The organism is Rhizobium sp. CECT 9324 (assembly GCF_918741265.1).
Taxonomy (GTDB): Bacteria; Pseudomonadota; Alphaproteobacteria; order Rhizobiales; family Rhizobiaceae; genus Allorhizobium.
The window spans coordinates 2,567,757-2,585,659 of sequence record NZ_CAKKMZ010000001.1 but is presented as its reverse complement, the minus strand read 5'-3'; the positions used below and the strand labels follow the sequence as shown (position 1 = coordinate 2,585,659).

The 17,903-nt window shown below is 56.6% G+C and carries 14 protein-coding genes and 1 pseudogene; 10 read left to right on the top strand and 5 right to left on the bottom strand.

What is annotated here, in order from left to right; genetic code table 11:
* The first annotated feature begins 133 nt into the window (after window positions 1-133).
* The 3 genes from LQ231_RS12735 to LQ231_RS12725 all read left to right on the top strand — a co-directional run bounded on the left by LQ231_RS12735 (window position 134) and on the right by LQ231_RS12725 (window position 2,760).
* Window positions 134-931, top strand: a complete 798-nt coding sequence (locus LQ231_RS12735) for an N-acetyltransferase (protein ID WP_230171585.1) — start codon at window positions 134-136, stop codon at window positions 929-931.
* A 581-nt stretch (window positions 932-1,512) separates the two neighbouring features.
* Window positions 1,513-2,193 carry an isochorismatase family protein gene (locus tag LQ231_RS12730; RefSeq protein WP_230171584.1) on the top strand — a complete coding sequence of 227 codons (681 nt, stop codon included), beginning with the start codon at window positions 1,513-1,515 and terminating at the stop codon, window positions 2,191-2,193.
* Between the two features lie 102 nt (window positions 2,194-2,295).
* A complete protein-coding gene (locus LQ231_RS12725) occupies window positions 2,296-2,760 on the top strand; it encodes a nuclear transport factor 2 family protein (protein ID WP_230171583.1) in 465 nt (154 codons plus the stop codon).
* Between the two features lie 42 nt (window positions 2,761-2,802).
* Here the strand turns inward: LQ231_RS12725 and LQ231_RS12720 are convergent, their stop codons facing one another.
* Window positions 2,803-5,280, bottom strand: a complete 2,478-nt coding sequence (locus LQ231_RS12720; RefSeq protein ID WP_230171582.1) for an ATPase — start codon at window positions 5,278-5,280, stop codon at window positions 2,803-2,805.
* Window positions 5,281-6,071: 791 nt separating this feature from the next.
* Between LQ231_RS12720 and LQ231_RS12715 the strand changes: the two genes are divergently transcribed.
* The gene (locus LQ231_RS12715; RefSeq protein ID WP_230173339.1) at window positions 6,072-6,521 is read left to right on the top strand and encodes a Rid family hydrolase; all 450 of its coding nucleotides are present in this window, start codon (window positions 6,072-6,074) and stop codon (window positions 6,519-6,521) included.
* Between the two features lie 90 nt (window positions 6,522-6,611).
* On the opposite strand, the pseudogene LQ231_RS12710 reads toward LQ231_RS12715, so the two are convergent.
* A pseudogene (locus LQ231_RS12710) lies at window positions 6,612-6,767 on the bottom strand (amino acid permease); the annotation flags it as partial.
* 443 nt (window positions 6,768-7,210) lie between these two features.
* A complete protein-coding gene (locus LQ231_RS12705; RefSeq protein ID WP_230171581.1) occupies window positions 7,211-9,613 on the bottom strand; it encodes a transketolase in 2,403 nt (800 codons plus the stop codon).
* Window positions 9,614-9,739: 126 nt separating this feature from the next.
* Here LQ231_RS12705 and LQ231_RS12700 point away from each other — a divergent pair, with 126 nt between their 5' ends.
* From LQ231_RS12700 to LQ231_RS12690, 3 genes are all read left to right on the top strand, one after another.
* Window positions 9,740-10,222, top strand: a complete 483-nt coding sequence (locus LQ231_RS12700) for an Lrp/AsnC family transcriptional regulator (protein WP_230171580.1) — start codon at window positions 9,740-9,742, stop codon at window positions 10,220-10,222.
* 286 nt (window positions 10,223-10,508) lie between these two features.
* Window positions 10,509-11,483 (top strand): catalase family peroxidase, encoded by a 975-nt coding sequence (locus tag LQ231_RS12695; RefSeq protein ID WP_230171579.1) that lies wholly within the window; start codon window positions 10,509-10,511, stop codon window positions 11,481-11,483.
* 528 nt (window positions 11,484-12,011) lie between these two features.
* On the top strand, window positions 12,012-13,016 hold the full coding sequence (locus tag LQ231_RS12690) for a hypothetical protein (RefSeq protein WP_230171578.1): 1,005 nt from the start codon (window positions 12,012-12,014) through the stop codon (window positions 13,014-13,016).
* An 80-nt stretch (window positions 13,017-13,096) separates the two neighbouring features.
* On the opposite strand, the gene LQ231_RS12685 is transcribed toward LQ231_RS12690, so the two are convergent.
* Both LQ231_RS12685 and LQ231_RS12680 read right to left on the bottom strand, forming a co-directional pair.
* Window positions 13,097-13,516, bottom strand: a complete 420-nt coding sequence (locus tag LQ231_RS12685; protein WP_230171577.1) for a hypothetical protein — start codon at window positions 13,514-13,516, stop codon at window positions 13,097-13,099.
* Window positions 13,517-13,536: 20 nt separating this feature from the next.
* On the bottom strand, window positions 13,537-14,286 hold the full coding sequence (locus LQ231_RS12680) for a glucose 1-dehydrogenase (RefSeq protein WP_230171576.1): 750 nt from the start codon (window positions 14,284-14,286) through the stop codon (window positions 13,537-13,539).
* Between the two features lie 96 nt (window positions 14,287-14,382).
* On the opposite strand from LQ231_RS12680, the gene LQ231_RS12675 reads away from it, so the two are divergent.
* From LQ231_RS12675 to LQ231_RS12665, 3 genes are all read left to right on the top strand, one after another.
* Complete coding sequence (locus LQ231_RS12675) at window positions 14,383-15,279, top strand: LysR family transcriptional regulator (RefSeq protein WP_230171575.1); 897 nt, start codon at window positions 14,383-14,385, stop codon at window positions 15,277-15,279.
* A 268-nt stretch (window positions 15,280-15,547) separates the two neighbouring features.
* A protein-coding gene (locus tag LQ231_RS12670; RefSeq protein ID WP_113144399.1) for an IS3 family transposase occupies window positions 15,548-16,647 on the top strand; the annotation gives its coding sequence in 2 pieces (ribosomal slippage) (window positions 15,548-15,800 and window positions 15,800-16,647; 1,101 coding nt in all).
* Window positions 16,648-16,905: 258 nt separating this feature from the next.
* The gene (locus LQ231_RS12665; RefSeq protein ID WP_230173338.1) at window positions 16,906-17,820 is read left to right on the top strand and encodes an alpha/beta hydrolase; all 915 of its coding nucleotides are present in this window, start codon (window positions 16,906-16,908) and stop codon (window positions 17,818-17,820) included.
* Window positions 17,821-17,903 lie beyond the last annotated feature (83 nt).

The window sequence follows — 17,903 nt, the reverse complement described above, 5'->3', positions numbered from 1 at the left end:
GGTGAAATCGCACCGGCGCCTTTGCTGGTAGGCGCCATGTCGTGCCGCTCGGCACCAAAGCCAGGCGGCGAGATAGGCCGGGACTGACCGGCAGACCCACTCCTTTCACCCTCCACAATAAGAAAAGGCTCAAATGCCCCATCACACGCTTGCGCGCGAAGAAGCCATTGAAGTTCGGGCATTTCTCGACTTATTTCATTCGGCCCCTCGAACCATGGTTGACCACGACCAGCTCGCCTTCGCCTCAATCGGGGACGGATGTGTGGTTTCTCTGCCGTTCGCGCCAGCAATCGGGTTGAATCGTGTGCTCGGCTTAACCGACGTGAACGATCTCGATCGAGCTTTGAAGTGGTTTACCGGTCGGGCGGGTGCAAGGCATGTGCAGATTAACCGAAGCGGGGCCACTCGCGAGGTCCTTCAATGGATTTCAGACCGAGAGCTTCGGCAACTCGACGGCAGTTGGACGAAACTCTCGCGTGAGGCGCCAGCCTCCCCAATACAGTGGAGCAGTCCCGTAGAGGTTCGTCTGGCCGGAATCTCGGAAGCCAAGCTTTTCGGCGAATTGATGTGTCTTGGCTTTGGCTTCCCACCGAAGCTCGCGCCGTTCTGGTCGTCTCCCGTCGGCAAACAGGGATGGAGTTGTCACGTGGCCTATTGGAATGACATCCCGGTCGGGACTGCAACGATGTACGTCGCAGACGGCTATGCCTGGCTGGGTGGAGGCACGACATTGCCGGAGTATCGAAGCCGCGGTGTACAAGGTGCCCTCATCTGCGACCGCCTGAACGTAGGAGCTGGGCTTGGCGTCGATGTTTTTGCTGTCGAAACTGTCGAGCCCGCACCCGGGAAAAATCGGACGTCCTATGACAACCTCCTCAGATGGGGGTTTCGGCCGCTCTATACGCGAGAAAACTTTCTCATCACACGATAGCTGGGGACGTAAGGTCAAATGCGGCCGTTGGAACGGCTTTTGGATGCCTGCGAAACATCGTGATGCGCCATCTAAACCGGAACGAGTGGTTACCGTGGCCCTCGTCCGGAGAGAAAGAAGAGCGCGCCGGACCTAACGGGACAGGGGGCGGGGCGGGGATTGTCCGCATGATCTCGGCGCGCTCAGGCAGCCACCGGGGGAGGAGCCGGGGGCAGGGGAACCGATGGCCACCACTTTGGGGATCAGTGTTCATCAGATGGCTGAAGTATGTCGGTTGCCTGGTTGATTGACGAGTAAAACAGCGTCAATCGCTGTAAAAAGGAATGGCTCCTAATCGAGCGCTTGTTCCGAGATTTCACCGTGTCGAATTCACAGAGTTGGTCAGTCTTCATTTCTATGCTCGAAACTTCGACTGTTTGTATTCACATTGGGAATATTGGTTCATGCTTCTTCATGTCGGTTTTCGGACTTTAACGAATATTGGCGGCGTTTAACTTACCCCCTCTGCCCCATCCGGTTATCCATTGATCCGGCGCAATCATCTGATTGTCGCTGTTGAACCTGGATCATGGAGAAAGACAGTGAGTATTGAAACCCGCAGCAAGACGAGCATCCTGGCCTCCGGCGGAGGCGCCGCTCTGATCGATCCCTCCGACACTGTGATCCTTCTGCTTGATCATCAGTCAGGACTGTTCCAGACGGTCAAGGATATCCCTGTCGCCGATTTGCGAAGAAACGTTGCAATGATTGCGAGACTGGCGACGCTTCTCGGCATTCCCGTCATCACGACCGCTTCCGAGCCCAACGGTAGCAATGGACCACTGATGCCCGAGATCCACGACGATGCACCGCACGCGGTCTATGTGCCCCGGAAAGGTGAAGTGAACGCCTGGGACAATGATGACTTCGTTGCGGTCGTGAAGGCCACCGGCCGCAAGACGCTGGTGATGGCTGGCGTATGGACGAGTGTTTGCGTCATGTTTCCGGCGCTTGATGCCCGTGTAGCAGGATATGACGTATACGCAGTGATCGATGCCTCTGGTGATCCCAGCGAGATGGCATCCCGCGTCACACTTGCCCGTTTCGTGCAGGGGGGCGTCAAGCCGACATCGACAAACGCGCTTCTGTCTGAACTTCACCGCACCTGGGCGCGGCCCGAGGCAGCAGCTTTGGCTCAGCTTTACGGTATGGTCGCCCCGAATTACGCGGCTGTCGCCGAGAGCTATCAGCGTGCCCAGCAAGCGGCTAGAGAAGCCGTCTGACCCGACAGCCTAAGGCAACCAAATCGGCGATAACTGGCGGGGACGCGCGACTGCGCGCCTCCGCCCGGTTTAGCACTTACCTCTTGTTGAAAGAAACGAGCCATGTCACGTCCTCCACTTCCGCCTTTCACCGAAGAATCCGCCAGGGAAAAGGTACGCCTCGCCGAAGATGGGTGGAACAGCCGTGACCCTGCCCGGGTAGCCTTGGCCTATACCGAGCAGACGGAGTGGCGCAATCGTGCTGAATTTCCGCGGGGACGCGCACAGGCGCAGGCATTTCTCGAACGGAAATGGGCGAAAGAGCTGGACTACAGACTCATCAAGGAGCTTTGGGCCTTCACCGACAATCGCATTGCCGTGCGATATGCCTACGAATACCGCGACGATAGCGGCAACTGGTTCCGCGCTTACGGCAATGAAAATTGGGAATTTGCGACAGATGGTCTGATGCAAAGGCGTTTCGCCAGCATCAATGAGCAACCGATCAGGGAGGAAGAACGGATATTCAGATGGCCGCTCGGCCGCAGGCCCGACCACCATCCGAGCCTCTCGGATCTTGGTCTCTGACGGGAGGCCCCTGCATCGTCAAGGCAGCCAGTTCAGCGCGCGCTATCGCAACGCTGAAAGAATGGCGCGTGCTGTGGCAACGTCCGGGCTCGTCGATCCTGAGATGGCTCTTAATGTGGTCTCCAGCAGGTGCGCGGCCTCTGACTCACGCGACTGCCTATGCCATAGTCGCGCCAGATCGTTGCAGGCCCTCAGCCGCCACGTGACAGAGTGTATCTCGTCCGCAGCGCCAATCGATTTAAGGAGTAGGTCTTCCGTCGTGTCGGGTAGATCTTGAACAAGAGCGATTGATGCTTGGAGACGGAGGATTTCCGGCAGGCACCATCGTTCCTCTTGCACATATGCCAGTTCGAGCGCTTCATGGGCCTTCTGCGCCGCTTCTTCGACCCGCCCCTGGCGGGAAAGTGCCTCGGCCAATACAGAAATATGGTATGGAAGCCGAACCAGGTGCCCGATTGCTCGAAAGTCCTCGATGGCCTGTTGCATTAAAATGATGCCCTCAGCCCTGATCTCCGGCTGCGTGCTCGCCACCGCACCGCGGCAGAATGTGGCGACGGGTTGCCACATGACGATTCCGTGGTGTTCGCACAATTCATGAAGCTTCAGCGCGTGCCGCTCGCAATCTTGCCACCGTCCATCCCATTGAAAGAGCATGCATGCCCAGGCGAGTGCAATGCTGTACGAGAGCTCGTGACCCGCATGCAACGCGAAGTTGATCGCCTGATTCATCGTCTCGATCGCAGCATCGGGCTCATCCGTTAGCCACTGTGCGTGGGAAAGCACGATCATCAATGCCACATTGTTGCTATACTGGTACTGCGCATATTTCTTGTCGGTAATATCCCGGTTTAGATGGGCGTAGAGGCGCTTCATCCGACGGCGAGCCATCGGTAACTTTCCGGTGCAGATTTCGCCGACGCCGAGGTGGGTCTCGCCCTCAGGGTAGGTGGCTGGATCTCCCGTCGATGCGATTGAGAGGAAGTATTCAAGCGTACTCATTCCCGCCTTGGGTTGTCCGCTAAAGAGCTGGTGAGTGCCCATGACGCGCAGACACTGCAGCTGGGCTGTCTTGTCGCCGAGCGAGTTCGCTATGTGCAGCGCGCGAAAGACCGCTGTGCGGACAGACGGGACATTGCCCCGTGTGAATAACAGGGCACCGGCGAGTTTGAGCTGCAGGTTCATTTCCACTGCGGTTGCTGACATGCCAGCATTCTCAAGCTCTGCGATCGCGCGAATGAGGTGAATTCGGCTCTCGTCGGTGAGGGAGAGCTCGTTCCAAAGCGTCGCAGCGGCTGCGGTCAAGTTGATCAAAAGGATTCGATGGGCAGGGGCGGTGGCCAGCCAAGCGAGGGCCGCGCGCACATCGGCAAGGAGCCTGCCAAGTAGCCATCCTCGTTGCTGCGACTGGGCATCGTGGTTTCCGGCCGCCGCTCGCTCCAGCATTCGCCAAACATGTTGGGCGTGGCGAAGGCGAATTTCCGGCTCCCTTCCACTTGCGGCCAGTTTGGCTAGGCAATAGGCCCGGGTGGATTCGAGCGGGCGGTACATAACATGTTGCCCCTCCGCGTCCACGTAGAGAAGCGATTGCGACCCGAGTTCGCTCAGCATGCCTGCGGCATCCGCACGGGGGATGTCGAAAGCTGCCGACGCATCATCGACTTCAAAGGCACCGGCGAAAACCGATACGGTTTGCAACAGCTCTGCTTCCTGCTCCGATAAAAGCCCATAGCTCCAATCCAGTGCCGCGGCCATGGTCCGGTGCCGCTCTAGGCCGGCCCGGCGTCCACCGAGAATGCGGAAGCGGTCGTCTAGCTGTTTGCGGAGGCTGCGCACTCCGAAAACGTCGATCCTCATGGCGGCCAGTTCGATGGCGAGTGCTATTCCGTCCAGCTTCCTGCAGATATCGACCACCGCAGGCGCATCCGTATCATTGAGGACGAAATTTTCCTGACGCGCGCGCGCGCGATCCACGAAAAGTTGGACGGCAGAAAACTTCAGTGCGGTCTCGGCCGTCAGTTCTCTATCATCCGGCGGTACGTCAAGTCCCGGAAGGCGGTGGGCATGCTCGCCGTCGACGCGCAAGGCGGTTCGGCTGGTTGCTAGGAGGCGCACCCGAGGCGCGTCCGCGACGATTTGGTGAATGGAAGATGATATTGCCTCGGCCAAGTGTTCGCAGTTGTCCAGTACCAGCAGCATTTCGCGATCCTTCAGAAAGCGAGATAGAGCGGTTTGTACGTCGGCGGAATGTACGTTCAAGCCCACTGCATTGGCGATCGAACCGCAAACGAGTTCGGGGTCGTGCAGAGAGGCGAAGTCGACCAGCCAGACGCCATCGGCGAATAGACCCATTGCGCGCTCTGCAACCGCCAAGGCCACGGTGGTCTTTCCAATACCTCCTGCACCGAGAATGGATACCACACCCCCTCGCGTCACATCATGGTAGACGAGCTTGATGAACTCTTCGCGACCTATGATGTTTGTGGCCCCGGCTGGCAAATTGTGACCGAGTTTAGCGCCCATCCGATAGTCCTTCGAATTGCAATGGCGCATCCGTTACAGGAGTTGCTAGATTCGTTCTGTCACACTGTTGATGGCTCACAAAAGGAGTGGTTTCAAGACGAAGCAAAGCTTTGCTGTATTGCAAAGGTACGGGTAGGATGGGCAATGGAATTTCGACCTTCCAATTCCGGGATTTGTCTTGACCGGGTAGATGCCATCGGTCGGCGGGGCAGATGGCGATTTGGGCTGTGCAGCCCTGTGAGCTTCGATGGGAGTATGTCTTCCGCCTGAGGCGGCCTCAAGTAAATTGCGGTAAATCCTACCAAAGCCGTTGTTGAGCCGTCAGATGTGAGGGTGTGAACGACCATGAGCCTCGGAAGTCGGGTCTACGCTCGATTTATCACGCGGATTGCGCCTTACATGTGGATACTCCAGCCTATCTTGAACAGCCGTGAAATGCAGGCGCTGCCATCATCGCGCTTGCACGCGCTAATCGTGCCCATGACCTGCTCATAATTTTGTCCAGGGATATTGCAGCTGGTCTCCTGGTACAAATCCAGCGCCAAAATTGGAGGAAATAACGGCGATATGCATGCAACATTAATAAGTAATAAAATGCGATATGTGTTTGAAGGAAATGATCAATACCGCGACTGAAACTCGAGAGAGGCGTTTTCAATGCGTGCAGGATTCCCGCCATTTTGCAGTGTTTTACACGACATGGCGAGAGCATTGATTTTCACTTGTACCTGGTCGGTCACGGAGACCGCCGGCGTGCCCGCAGGCATGTTCTGGATAAAGGGATCAAGAGAATGCAAAGACCGGACCACAAAAGACGGATCGAGAATTTCGGCGTCGCATGGGAAGCCTTGTTTGGCTACGCGCAAGCGGTTCAGGTCAAGGACACCATCTACCTCTCCGGCCAGCTCAGTCACGATGGACAAGGAAATCTGATCGCGCCAGCCGTTCTGGATGCGCATGGCAAGCCCGCCGATTTCTCCGCCATGGAGGCGCAGGTCCGGCAGACTTATATCAATGCGATCGAGTTGCTGGCCCGGTTTGGGGCGACCCTCGATGACGTGGTCGAGGAGACACTTTATGTTCTTGATGTTCCGGAAGCGTTTGCCGCTGCGAGCACTGTGCGTAAGCAGATGTACGGAGCGGCGATGCCGTCCGTGGCGAGTAACCTGATCGGAGTCTCCCGTCTTGCCTTCCCGGAACAGCTCGTGGAGGTTACATTTAGGGCTGTTCTCGATGGATGAATGGCCGTGGATTGCGGACAGTATATTGCCCTCGCCGAAAGACGGCACGAAGTAGGACGTGGCGCTGAACAGCACGACGGCATAGGAGACATTGCCGATCCAGGCCGAGATCCAGTAGCCCCAGGCACTGTTGAAGCCGATAAATGGACCGAAGCCGGCCTTGGCATAGGCATAGGGACCGGCAGTGAGTGCCGGCGTCCGGACGGCAAGGTTGCGATAGACCAGCGCCAGCGCCAGGATCCCCATGCCAGTAATGCGCCAGCCGATCAGGATCGCCAGCAGCCATGTTTTGCGACAGGCTGAACACGCCAGAGCCGATCATCGAGCCGATCACGATGGCTATCAGGGCGCCCAACCCCAGACCTCGCGAGGCAGTCACCGCGCCGATTGGCGCGGTATCTTCAGTGGATAGTGCTGTCTGTCATTGTCTGACTCCGTCCCTGCGGGACGCTAAGGCCGGGTCGGCTCATAGGAGGCTGCAACCGGTTTAAGTTTGGCTGAAAGTGCATAACCAGACTATTTCAATGCACTTGCGCCACCAGCTTCGGAAACTACCCAGTTGGATCATCTGCCGTAACGGACTGAGTTTCGTTCGCCTGCTATCGCAAACATGGCACTTTCGTCAAAGAAGCTGTCCGCTTATTTGGTTCGTCCGTCAGAAGCGGACTGTCTCCATGCGACCCAACTTTTCAGCCGACAATGAATGTTCGTGCCGTATGCCGATGGCTGTGTCGAACGGCTGCCTCCGCTGCTTCGACGATCGAAAAAGTATCGATGCCGAAATGCGCGTAGAGATCGGCTATCGTCCCGGTCTGGCCGAAATGCTCGACGCCGAGGCTGGTCGCGGCATGACCGTGCACCGAACCGAGCCAGCCGAGCGTTGCCGGATGACCGTCGGTCACGGTTATCATTTGGGCATGCTGGGGCAGGGGTGCGAGCAGGTTTTCCACGTGGCTGCGGGCGGCGGCATATCCGTGCCGTCTGGCGCGTTGTGCTGCCGTCCAGCCGGCATTGAGCCGGTCAGCCGACGTTACCGCCAGTACCGCCACGTCGCGATGCCGTTCCGCGAGCCGTCCCGCAGCGGTCAGCACTTCTGGCGCGACGCAACCCTGATAGGCCAGCACGAGAGACGTATTCGGTTGCGGTTCGCGAAGCCAGTAGGCGCCATCGACAACGCCTTGGCGAAACGCCTCGCTTTCTCGTCGCACCGGCTGTTCCAGAGGCCGGGTCGTCAGGCGCAGATAGACCGAGCCCCCCGCTTCGTCCCGCAGCCATGTCCGCGGGTCGTGGCCGCCTTTGCCTTCCCGCTGTATGTAGTCGAACGACCAGTCCATGATAACAGAGAGTTCGTCCAGATAGGCCGGTTCGAAGCTCGCCAATCCGTCCTGGCTCATGCCTATCAATTGCTGCCCGATGGACTGGTGCGCGCCGCCTTCCGGCGCCAGCGTCACGCCCGACGGCGTGCCAATGATCATGAAGCGGGCATCCTGATAGCAGGCGTAATTCAGCGCATCGAGACCTCGGGCGACGAAAGGATCGTAGACGGTGCCGATCGGGATGAGCCTTTCGCCAAACAGCGAATGCGAAAGCCCTGCTGCTCCCAGCAGCAGGAACAGGTTCATTTCCGCGATGCCGAGTTCGATATGCTGTCCCTTGGGGCCGAAAGACCACTTCTGGGTCGAGGCGACTTTCTCGTCCTGGAACGTATCTGCCAGCGCGTCACGCGCAAACAGCCCGCGCCGGTTAACCCAGGGACCGAGATTGGTGGAAACGGTGACGTCAGGTGCTGTCGTCACGATCCGGTTGGCGAGGTCGTCGTCGCGCCTTGCGATCGCATCCAGGATCTTGCCGAAGCCTGCCTGGGTGGACAGTTCGCGATCCTCCAGGAAGACCGGGCCCGGCGATGTAACACGAGCGGCGGCGTAGTGGCGCGTGCCCTTGGCGAAGAAGGGCACGGTCTTGAGGTAGGTCTTGACCGCCGATGTATTCTTGATGGCGCCGAACTCCTCCCATTCCTCGCCCGCGGCGACCCCAATGCCGTTCTGGAACGCCTCCATCTGGGCCTTGGTCATCAGGCCGGCGTGATTGTCCTTGTGGCCGGCAAGCGGCGTCCCCCAACCCTTGATCGTATAGGCCAGAAACACTGTCGGTCGATCATGCTCGATGCTGTCGAACGTATTCGTCAGCGTCTCGATGCAATGGCCGCCGAGATTGTTCATCAGCTCGGACAGTTCCGCATCCGTGCGCCGGTCGATCAGCCGTGTGACCTCTCCCTGGTCGCCGATCTCGTCGGTCAGGCGCTTTCGCCATGCCGCGCCGCCTTGAAAGGCAAGCGCCGAATAAAGCTGGTTCGGGCAGCGGTCGATCCAGTCGCGCAGTGCCGCGCCGCCAGGCTCGCGATAGGCGGCCTCCTGCAGAGCGCCGTATTTGATGACTTTCACGTCCCAGCCGAACGCCGTAAATATGGCCTGGATGCGCTTCCACAGTCCCTCGCGCACGACGCCGTCAAGGCTCTGCCTGTTATAGTCGATGATCCACCAGGTGTTGCGCAGGTCGTGCTTCCAGCCTTCCTGCAGGCATTCATAGATGTTGCCTTCATCCAGTTCGGCATCGCCGACGAGTGCGATCATGCGGCCCATGGGGCGCGGCGATGATAAGGACTTGGCGTCGATATAGTCCTGGATGAGTGAGGCAAAGGCCGTGATCGCCACGCCCAATCCGACCGACCCAGTGGAGAAATCGACGTCGTCTGTATCCTTGGTGCGGCTCGGATAGGATTGAGCGCCACCGAATCCGCGAAAGTTGACCAGCTTCTCTCGGCTCTGGTTGCCCATCAGATACTGGATCGCATGAAAGACTGGCGAAGCGTGCGGTTTGACTGCCACACGATCTTCCGGCCTGAGCGTGTAGAAGTACAGCGCCGTCATGATCGACACCATCGAGGCGGAGGAGGCCTGATGGCCGCCCACCTTCACCTCGCCCTTTTCGCGGATGTGGTTGGCGTTGTGGATCATCCAGCAGGCATGCCAAAGCACCTGACGTTCAAGATCCGTCAGAATCTGGAGTTTTTCTTGCGATAGACCAGATTTCATCTCTCATCCTCCCCGATTGTGGTGAAAAAGCTATCACCCTTGACGCGGTTTTACTGGTCTATCTCTCTTGCTCATTACCCATTTTTCGGCAAGATTTGCCGACGAGATCTGAAAAGTGGAAATTTCATGCCGACCGTGACTTATGACCCCGCGACGCTGAGGCTGTTAGATCTGCTGCAGAAGAATGCCGAACTCAGTACGGCGGAACTCGCGGCAGCGACCGGCCTGTCGGCTTCTCCCTGCTGGAGGCGTGTCAACGACCTGAAGGAGAACGGCGTGATCAAGGGGACGGTCGCGCTCGTGGATGCGCAATCGCTCGGTCTCGCCGTCAACGTCTTCGTGCATATTTCGTTGAAACAACAGGACCGGGCATCGCTCGACATCTTCGACGAGGCGGTGCGGTCGATGCCTGAAGTCATGGAATGTTATCTGATGACCGGGGAAGCCGACTATCTTCTTCGTGTTGTCGTCGAGGATCTCAGGAAATACCAGGCGCTCGTGGTAGACCGGCTGACGACCATTCCCTGCGTATCCAACATCCGGTCCAGCTTTGCCTTAGGGCAGGTAAAGTATACGACCGCATTGCCCACCACGCATCTGCGGAAATAGCCCAGAACGCAGGATTGACTTGGCTGATCGTCGTCCGAACCATCAGATCCTCGTACTCTGCGTTCACAGTGCCAAATCATTCTGAGTGAATGCAGCGGTGAATCGTTTGAGCAGAATGGTAGCTAGATGCGCGGTAGCGGCGAAGCAGTGGTATTGCCTGTAGATATGTCGGTAGCGAGCGCTGCGGGAACTCGCAACCCCCGGTAAAACTTATGTTTGGGTTGAACGCGCGAGGCAAACCGACAACTTTGTGTGCGCAGTTTTTTCCGCACATGAGGATAGAATATTGTCGCAAACTCAAGATATTCCGTTGATTGGTACTGCAATGGTGGATGCTCTAATTGGTGCATTTGGCCGGCACCCTCACAAGCGGGCGTCTCACGCAAAGGGGATTTTCGCCACTGGACGATTCATCGCTTCAGCAACAGCTGCGCAGTTTGGTCAGAGCCGCCTTTTCGCTGGCCAACACTCCGCCACAGTTCGTTTCTCAATTGCGGGCGGAAACCCAGCTGTATCCGACAAGGCAAATGCGGCCCGTGGGATGTCAATCGATGTCAATCTGGGAAACGGCGAACATCTCGTCCTCGTTATGATCAGCGCTCCGATGTTTTTTGCGGCTACACCCCAGGCATTCATCTCGTTTCTTGCGGCCCGCCGTATCGACCCTGCAACGGGAAAACCCGATCCAGATGCAGTTGCTTTGTCCAACAAGACACATACAGATAGTGAAGCGCAACGCAGATGGCTTGCCGCGACACCCCCATCTGTTAGCTTTGCCACAGCTCCTTACTTCGCTGTGCACACGTATTTCTTCGACAATCCCGATGGCACAAAGCACTCCGCGAGGTGGATATTTGAGCCTCTCGCTGGCCGTGTTGGGCTTGATGCGGACGAGCTCAAGTCATTTCCCGACAATTTTCTAAATGATGAACTGGCCCGTCGCCTTTCCCGTGGTCCCGTTGAATGGCGCGTTTTACTGCAATTGCCGCATCCAATTGATCCACTTCATAACCCGACCACTGCATGGCCGGAATCTCGGAAAACGATTGAAGTAGGCAGGTTCGTCGTCGAGGACATATTACCCTCGGTAGATGGGGATGCTCTCGACGAGACGGTTTTCGATCCAGAGCGCCTTCCAGCTGGAATAACTGCGGCAGGCGACCCCATATTTGACAGTCGAAGCGCTGCTTACTCGATGTCCTTGGCTCATCGGCTTGTGTGCCCATTGTCAGAGAACGGCGGGGTTGATAGCGCGGGGTAGCGACGCGGTCATTCTCAGTGTTTATGAAATGAACTTCGATGAGCGACCTTGCCATCGCGGGCACTGACACCAACGCCGTCCACCAGAATTTTGGAGGCTGCCCCCTGGCAACTTGATCGCTTAACAGCTGGGATCGTCTGATCGATCTATGACCGTGATTCCCGAAAACGACAGATCAACACATCGGGCGGCAGGTTAGCCGTCAATGCGTTCAAGTTCAGATGCGACGTCGAGCGTGATCCTTCAAGTTCAGATGCGACGTCGAGCGTGATCCTTCCGCGTCGGTGTGGGGAAGTTTCATCCGACCCGCTGTGACACCGCGCGTGCCAAGCAGGGTGATTGCCTATAGGGGCGCAGAAAAGAGAAAGCATGCACATGCAATTCACGCAATTTAGTCGAAGAGACCGCCGAAATGTTTGGTTTCTCACAACTGGATTTACTGTTGGGGCTAGTGCTCCGGTGGAGGCCCATGTGAAATGGTTCGCTCCGTACATCGTTGGAGCGCCTCCACAGCCTGTTGGAGAAACATTGAGCGATGGTTGGTTTTGGCTCGGAATTTCTCTGGTCCTTGTCTTCTTCCTGGTGTTTGGGTTTTTGGAGAAACGGCCTCTAGGAGCGCGTGTCTTGGATCTCCTAGACAGCGCCACGAACTTCTTGTGGGTGCGGATCGACGATTACGTTCGGGCCATCATAGGTGCGTTTTTCATCTCGATTTTCTCCGTCGGTGGCATATACCTGACGCCTGATCTCAAAACCCCAGCAGAGTGGGTGTCCTGGGTCCAGTTGATAATTGCTTGGTGTGTATTCTGGACTTGGACGATGCCTTTGGCGGGAGCCGGAATTCTCTTTCTATGGCTCCTCGCACTACGGGATTATGATCTTTTTCATTTGCTCGACTACCTTGCATTGGGCCTCGGGGTCGCGGCATACCTGTTTCTCGCTGCCTCTAAGGACCCGAAATGGTCTAGCCACAGGCTCGAGGCCTTACGGTGGGGGCTGGCGATCGCACTTATGTGGTCGAGCTTAGAAAAGTTCGCCTATCCGGAGTGGTTCTATCCATTGGTTGTTGAGAAGCCTTTCTTAACCTTCGGACTCCCTCGTGACGCTTTCATTCCGATGGCGGGCGTCGCAGAATTCACAATGGGCTTCGGATTGCTGTGGACGCCATTGATCCGCCGACTGTCCGCGATCGCCCTCTTTGTTATCTTTACAGCCGCTGTCTGGCCGTTTGGCCGTATCGAGATCATTGGACACGGGCTGATTATGGCGATCATCCTAGCCGTGGCGGCAGATCACAGTCGGGACTCCCATTTCCTTGCCTTCTTCAAAAGCAAGCCGAGAAACATCCCGGTGGGGTTGGTTGCCGCTCTGGTGGTTTTCGTTTCAGGCTATTGGGGATTGCACGCCACATTTTACGGGGTGAACGGGTTTGTGGGGGCTGCGCGGAACGATCAGGCGACACACTCTCACAATCAAGAACATCCCCACGGGCCAAAAGCCGAGGGCGAGATTGGTGCTCCGCCAACCAAGTAGCGCTCAATTGGCGTATATAAATAGGTCAGGTGGGCTTTGCTGGGGGCGGAGGCTCTGCACCTACCGCCCCCAGCATAGGGTCAGTGCTCGCGAGGAGGCAAGAAGCTCCGAACGGTGTCCAGTTCTGGCCAAGGCAGAACGGTCTCCCCAACCACCTTCCAGTCATCAGCCATACGCTTGAGTCGTAGCTCGTAGAACGCGGGAGCGGCGCGCTCGCTCATACGACGGTAGAGAATGGCAGTGGCGTGATCACCCTGCTCTTCGATGTGAAGTATGCGCTTCTCCGTTGAAAGGGGTTGCTCACCGGCATCGCGACGCGAACGAAATTCGGAGAACATTTCCTCTTTCGAGAAGCGAGCAATGCCACCTTCCGGCGTCAAAACCAGGAATGCTAGATCGTCAGTGTAAAGCGCTTCCATTTCGTCCATGCGATAGTTGCTTCCAGTGTCAGCAAGCTTTTCGATGAAGGCAACAATTTCGGCATTTTGACTCTTTGTCATTTGGCTGTTTCCTTCCAGATTTAGATGAGCGACATTCCGCCGTCGACGTGAAGTTCGATCCCGTTCACGAACCTTCCGGCGTCCGAGGCCAAGAAAAGGGCGGCCTCGGCCAGTTCGTCCGATGTGCCTAGTCTTCCTGCTGGAATGGTGTTCGCCATATGCTCCAAGAAAGGACCGCGTTCAGCGTCGGAAATTCCCAGTTTTCCGAGAATTTCGGTGTCTGTTGGCCCTGGGCTGAGGATGTTTACCCTGATGCGCCGAGCTTTTAACTCGATCGCCCAGTTCTTCGCGAATGCCGCTGACGCAGCCTTGGAGCCCGCGTAGGCGGTATGGTTTGGCAAAACTTTAGTGGCGGCCAAAGAACTTGTGATTGTAATGCTTCCGCCATCATTCATGTGAGGAACGATAGCTTGAACGCCGAAAAAGACACCTTTGGTGTTGATAGCGAAATGCCGATCGTAGTCTGCTTCGGTGATCGCTGCGAAGGGTTTCAGATCGATTACCCCGGCATTTGCGACGTATACATCGATTTTTCCAAACCGCTTCGCAACTTCGCTAGCGACCGCCTGATGATGGGATAATTCGGCCACATCGCCTTGTATGCTGATTGCGCCGAAGCCAATCTCTTTCACAGCTTGCTCAAGCACTTCCTTGCGTCGGCCCGTGATTACAACTTGGGCACCTTTCTTTGCGAAGAGTTTGGCTGTGGCTTTTCCGATGCCGCTGTTACCACCTGTGATGACGGCGACTTTTCCTTCGAGAGTACTCATTTTCAACTCCATATTTGGTACAAAATGGAGGTAATGCTCGTTGCCTCTGCGCATTAGTGGTTCCGTGAGCAAATGATATGTGCCTAAGAGGTTCGAATGCCCAATCTGCTTCATGAGACACCAGGCTTGATCGCCTTTGTCAGAACCGTTGAAACTGGCTCGTTTAGTGCGGCCGCCAAAATACTGAAAACGTCTCCGTCTGCAGTCTCGAAGGGTGTCGGGAGGCTGGAGGCGTTGGTGAGCGCTAGGCTTTTCCTGAGATCCACCAGGGCCTTGACCCTGACGTCCGAGGGTCAAAAACTCTTCGAAAAGGTCGCACCTATTCTCCGCCAACTGGATACATCTGATGAGATCGCTTCAGGTGAAGACGCTTGGGGCGGCAGAATTCGGTTCAGCATGCCCAGCGAACTCGCACGGTTCTTCACGACCCCCATTTTCAGAGACTTTGCACCTCTGTTTCCGGCGTTGAAACTTGAGGTTAGTCTCACTGATCGGAAAGTCGACCTGATCAAAGAGGACTACGACGTCGTTTTTCGTGTGGGGGGGAGTTCACAGGGCAACCTGAAGGTTCGAAAACTTGCGGATGTGGAGATGGTTGTTGTCGCCTCACCATCGTATGTCGAAAAGCACGGCAAGCCGCGTTCAGTCGAAGAAGCCTCACGCCTTCCGTTCGCGCGATATGCCGTTAACGGCAATCCAAGACCCATTGTCTTTCTTGGTGGCGAACAGTTCGTTCCTGAAGGGAGAGTAGATTGCGACACAGGTCAGGCGTTACGTGCGGCTGCTATCCATGGCCTAGGGGCGGCTCTACTCATGCGATGCGTTGTTCAGGACGAGTTGAATGACGGGCGACTGGTGAATATCTCGCCACAGCTACGCTTACCGACTGAGCCCTTGAGTGTCATTCACGCGTTCGATTCAATGATGCCGGGACGCGTTCGGCGCTTCTGTGATTTTATTGCCGAACTGACCAAGACGATCCCGGGCCTTTAAGAAACGCGGATAACTTCCTTTTGGTCCAATCTCGGCGGCAATCAACAAGAGGATGATTGAGGCGACTGAGCACTCGATAAGTAGAGCTTTCGAGGGAGGCTTAGCAAGCTCATCGAGCGGCTGTACGCTTTTACAGCAGTGACGATCATGGGCCGGATAGAACGTCCTCTCCCGCAGATCCCTCCCTCCTGTAATCCGTCATTTTGACCTGAGACCCTGAACTTCCTCCAGAATTTGGTAGAGTCCGTCACAACCAGGAGACGGACGAATGAAGCGTTCACGGTTCACGGAAGAACAGATCATCGGGATATTGAAGGAGCAGGAGGCTGGCGCGAAGACCGTCGATGTCTGCCGCAAGCACGGCATCTCGGATGCAACCTTCTACAAATACAAGGCGAAGTATGGCGGCATGGACGTGTCGGATGCCCGCAAGCTGAAGGCGCTTGAGGACGAGAACGCCAAGCTGAAGAAGCTGCTCGCCGAGGCCATGCTGGACAATGCGATCCTGAAGGATGTCGCTGCAAAAAAATGGTGACGCCCGATGTGAAGCGAGATGCGGTGGCTCACGTCTGTGCGCAGCATGGAGTAAGCCAGCGTCGGGCGTGCGAGGTTCTATCGGTGGATCGGTCGAGCATGCGATATCGCAGCGTGCGGCCTGACGATGCGTCCATTCGGGAGGCAATGAAAAAGGTGGCGTCCGAGCGCCGCCGCTTCGGTTATCGCCGTATCCACGTGATGCTCGACCGTCAGGGGATCGTCATGAACCTGAAGAAGCTTCGACGTCTCTATCGGGAGGAGAAGCTGACGGTGCGCAAACGCGGCGGCCGAAAGCGGGCCTTGGGAACGAGACGTCCCCTGGCTCTGCCGTCACGCCCCAACGAGCGCTGGAGTTTGGACTTCGTCAGCGATGCCTTCACCGACGGTCGCCGCTTCCGGGTGCTGGCGGTTGTCGACGACTTCACCCGCGAATGCCTATGCCTGGTCGCCGATACATCCCTGTCAGGCGCAAGGCTTGCCCGTGAACTGGATAGTCTCATCGCCAGACGCGGAAAACCGAGGACGATCGTCTCGGACAACGGCACGGAGATGACCAGCATGGCCATCCTCAAATGGTGCCAGGAGACCAAGGTCGAATGGCATTACATCGCCCCCGGCAAGCCGATGCAAAACGGCCTCATTGAAAGCTTCAACGGCAGCTTCCGCGACGAGTGCCTGAATGAGACGCTGTTCTCGTCGCTCGCTCAGGCCCGCGCCGCAATCACTGCATGGAAGGAGGATTACAACAGAAACAGACCCCACTCGTCGCTGGGCAATATCACCCCCAGCGAGTTCGCAACGAAAATGGCTATGGAAAAACAGGCCGCATGAGGCCAGATTGAAAACCCAAGACTCTCTCGAAAACTGGAGGGAAATTGGGTCTCAGGTCAATTTGAAAGACAAAAATCACAACGGTCTTTTATAGCTCCAACCAGTGTATAGCTGGCTAGCGATATGCAGCGCTGTTCTATTGCCTTGAGAGTCATAAGGAATAGGATTTTCAACGTGGACAGGCGCACCTTTCTCCTCGGCACCGCCGTAACGAGTCTGAGCGGCACAATCGGATCGGCGCGAGCTGCGCCCAGCAATATGACTGGGGAGGTGAACTTGTTTGACGCCGCCAAGCAAATCAATGCTGGGGTCCTTAACGTCGGCTACTATGACGCTGGTCCGCTGAGCGGTCCAGTTGTGGTGCTGCTACATGGATTTCCCTATGATGTGCACAGCTATGTGGACGTGGCGCCTGGGCTGGTGAGGCAGGGGTACAGGGTGATTGTTCCACACCTTAGAGGTCATGGTTCCACCATTTTTCTTGATCCAGATACACCACGCTCAGGTCAGCAGGCTGCAATAGGTAACGATCTCATAGATCTGTTGGATGCGCTTAACATCGAGCAAGCTATTTTTGCCGGTTACGACTGGGGCGGACGAGCCGCTTGTGTTGGAGCAGCACTCTGGCCCGAACGATGCAGGGGGTTAGTGTCGGTAAACAGCTATCTCATCCAGAACATTGCCAAGGCGGGTGAGCCCGCGCCTGCTCGCGTCGAGCGAGGTTTCTGGTATCAATTCTATCTGCAGACGGAGCGAGGCAGAAAAGGGCTAGCCCAGAACCGAGAGGACATTGCCCGGATTATGTGGCGAGATAACTCACCAACGTGGGACTTTGATGCCGAGACTTTTGATCGAAGCGCGAAGTCATTCGATAATCCGGACTACGTCGATGTAGTCGTTCACTCATACCGTCACCGTTTGGGCGGTGCGGGTGGATTTTCCGCTTACGACGAGATCGAGGAAAAACTCGCCACACATCCAGTGATACGTGTTCCCACGGTGACGCTTGATGGAGATCGTGACGGTGTGGTCCCAGCTACCGATGGCACAGCCACCGCTAACAAATTCAGTGGGTATAGAAAGCATCACGTGATTTCGGGTGCAGGGCATAATCTACCACAGGAGGCACCCCAAGCCTTCATTGATGCTGTCATTGAAATTGCATCTCTGTGAGCAGGTCGCTTGGTAACTTTGCCTCCTTCCAAAGGAAGGGTGGTACCCAAACAGACGTATAGTTACGGGATAGGGCAGTTTCG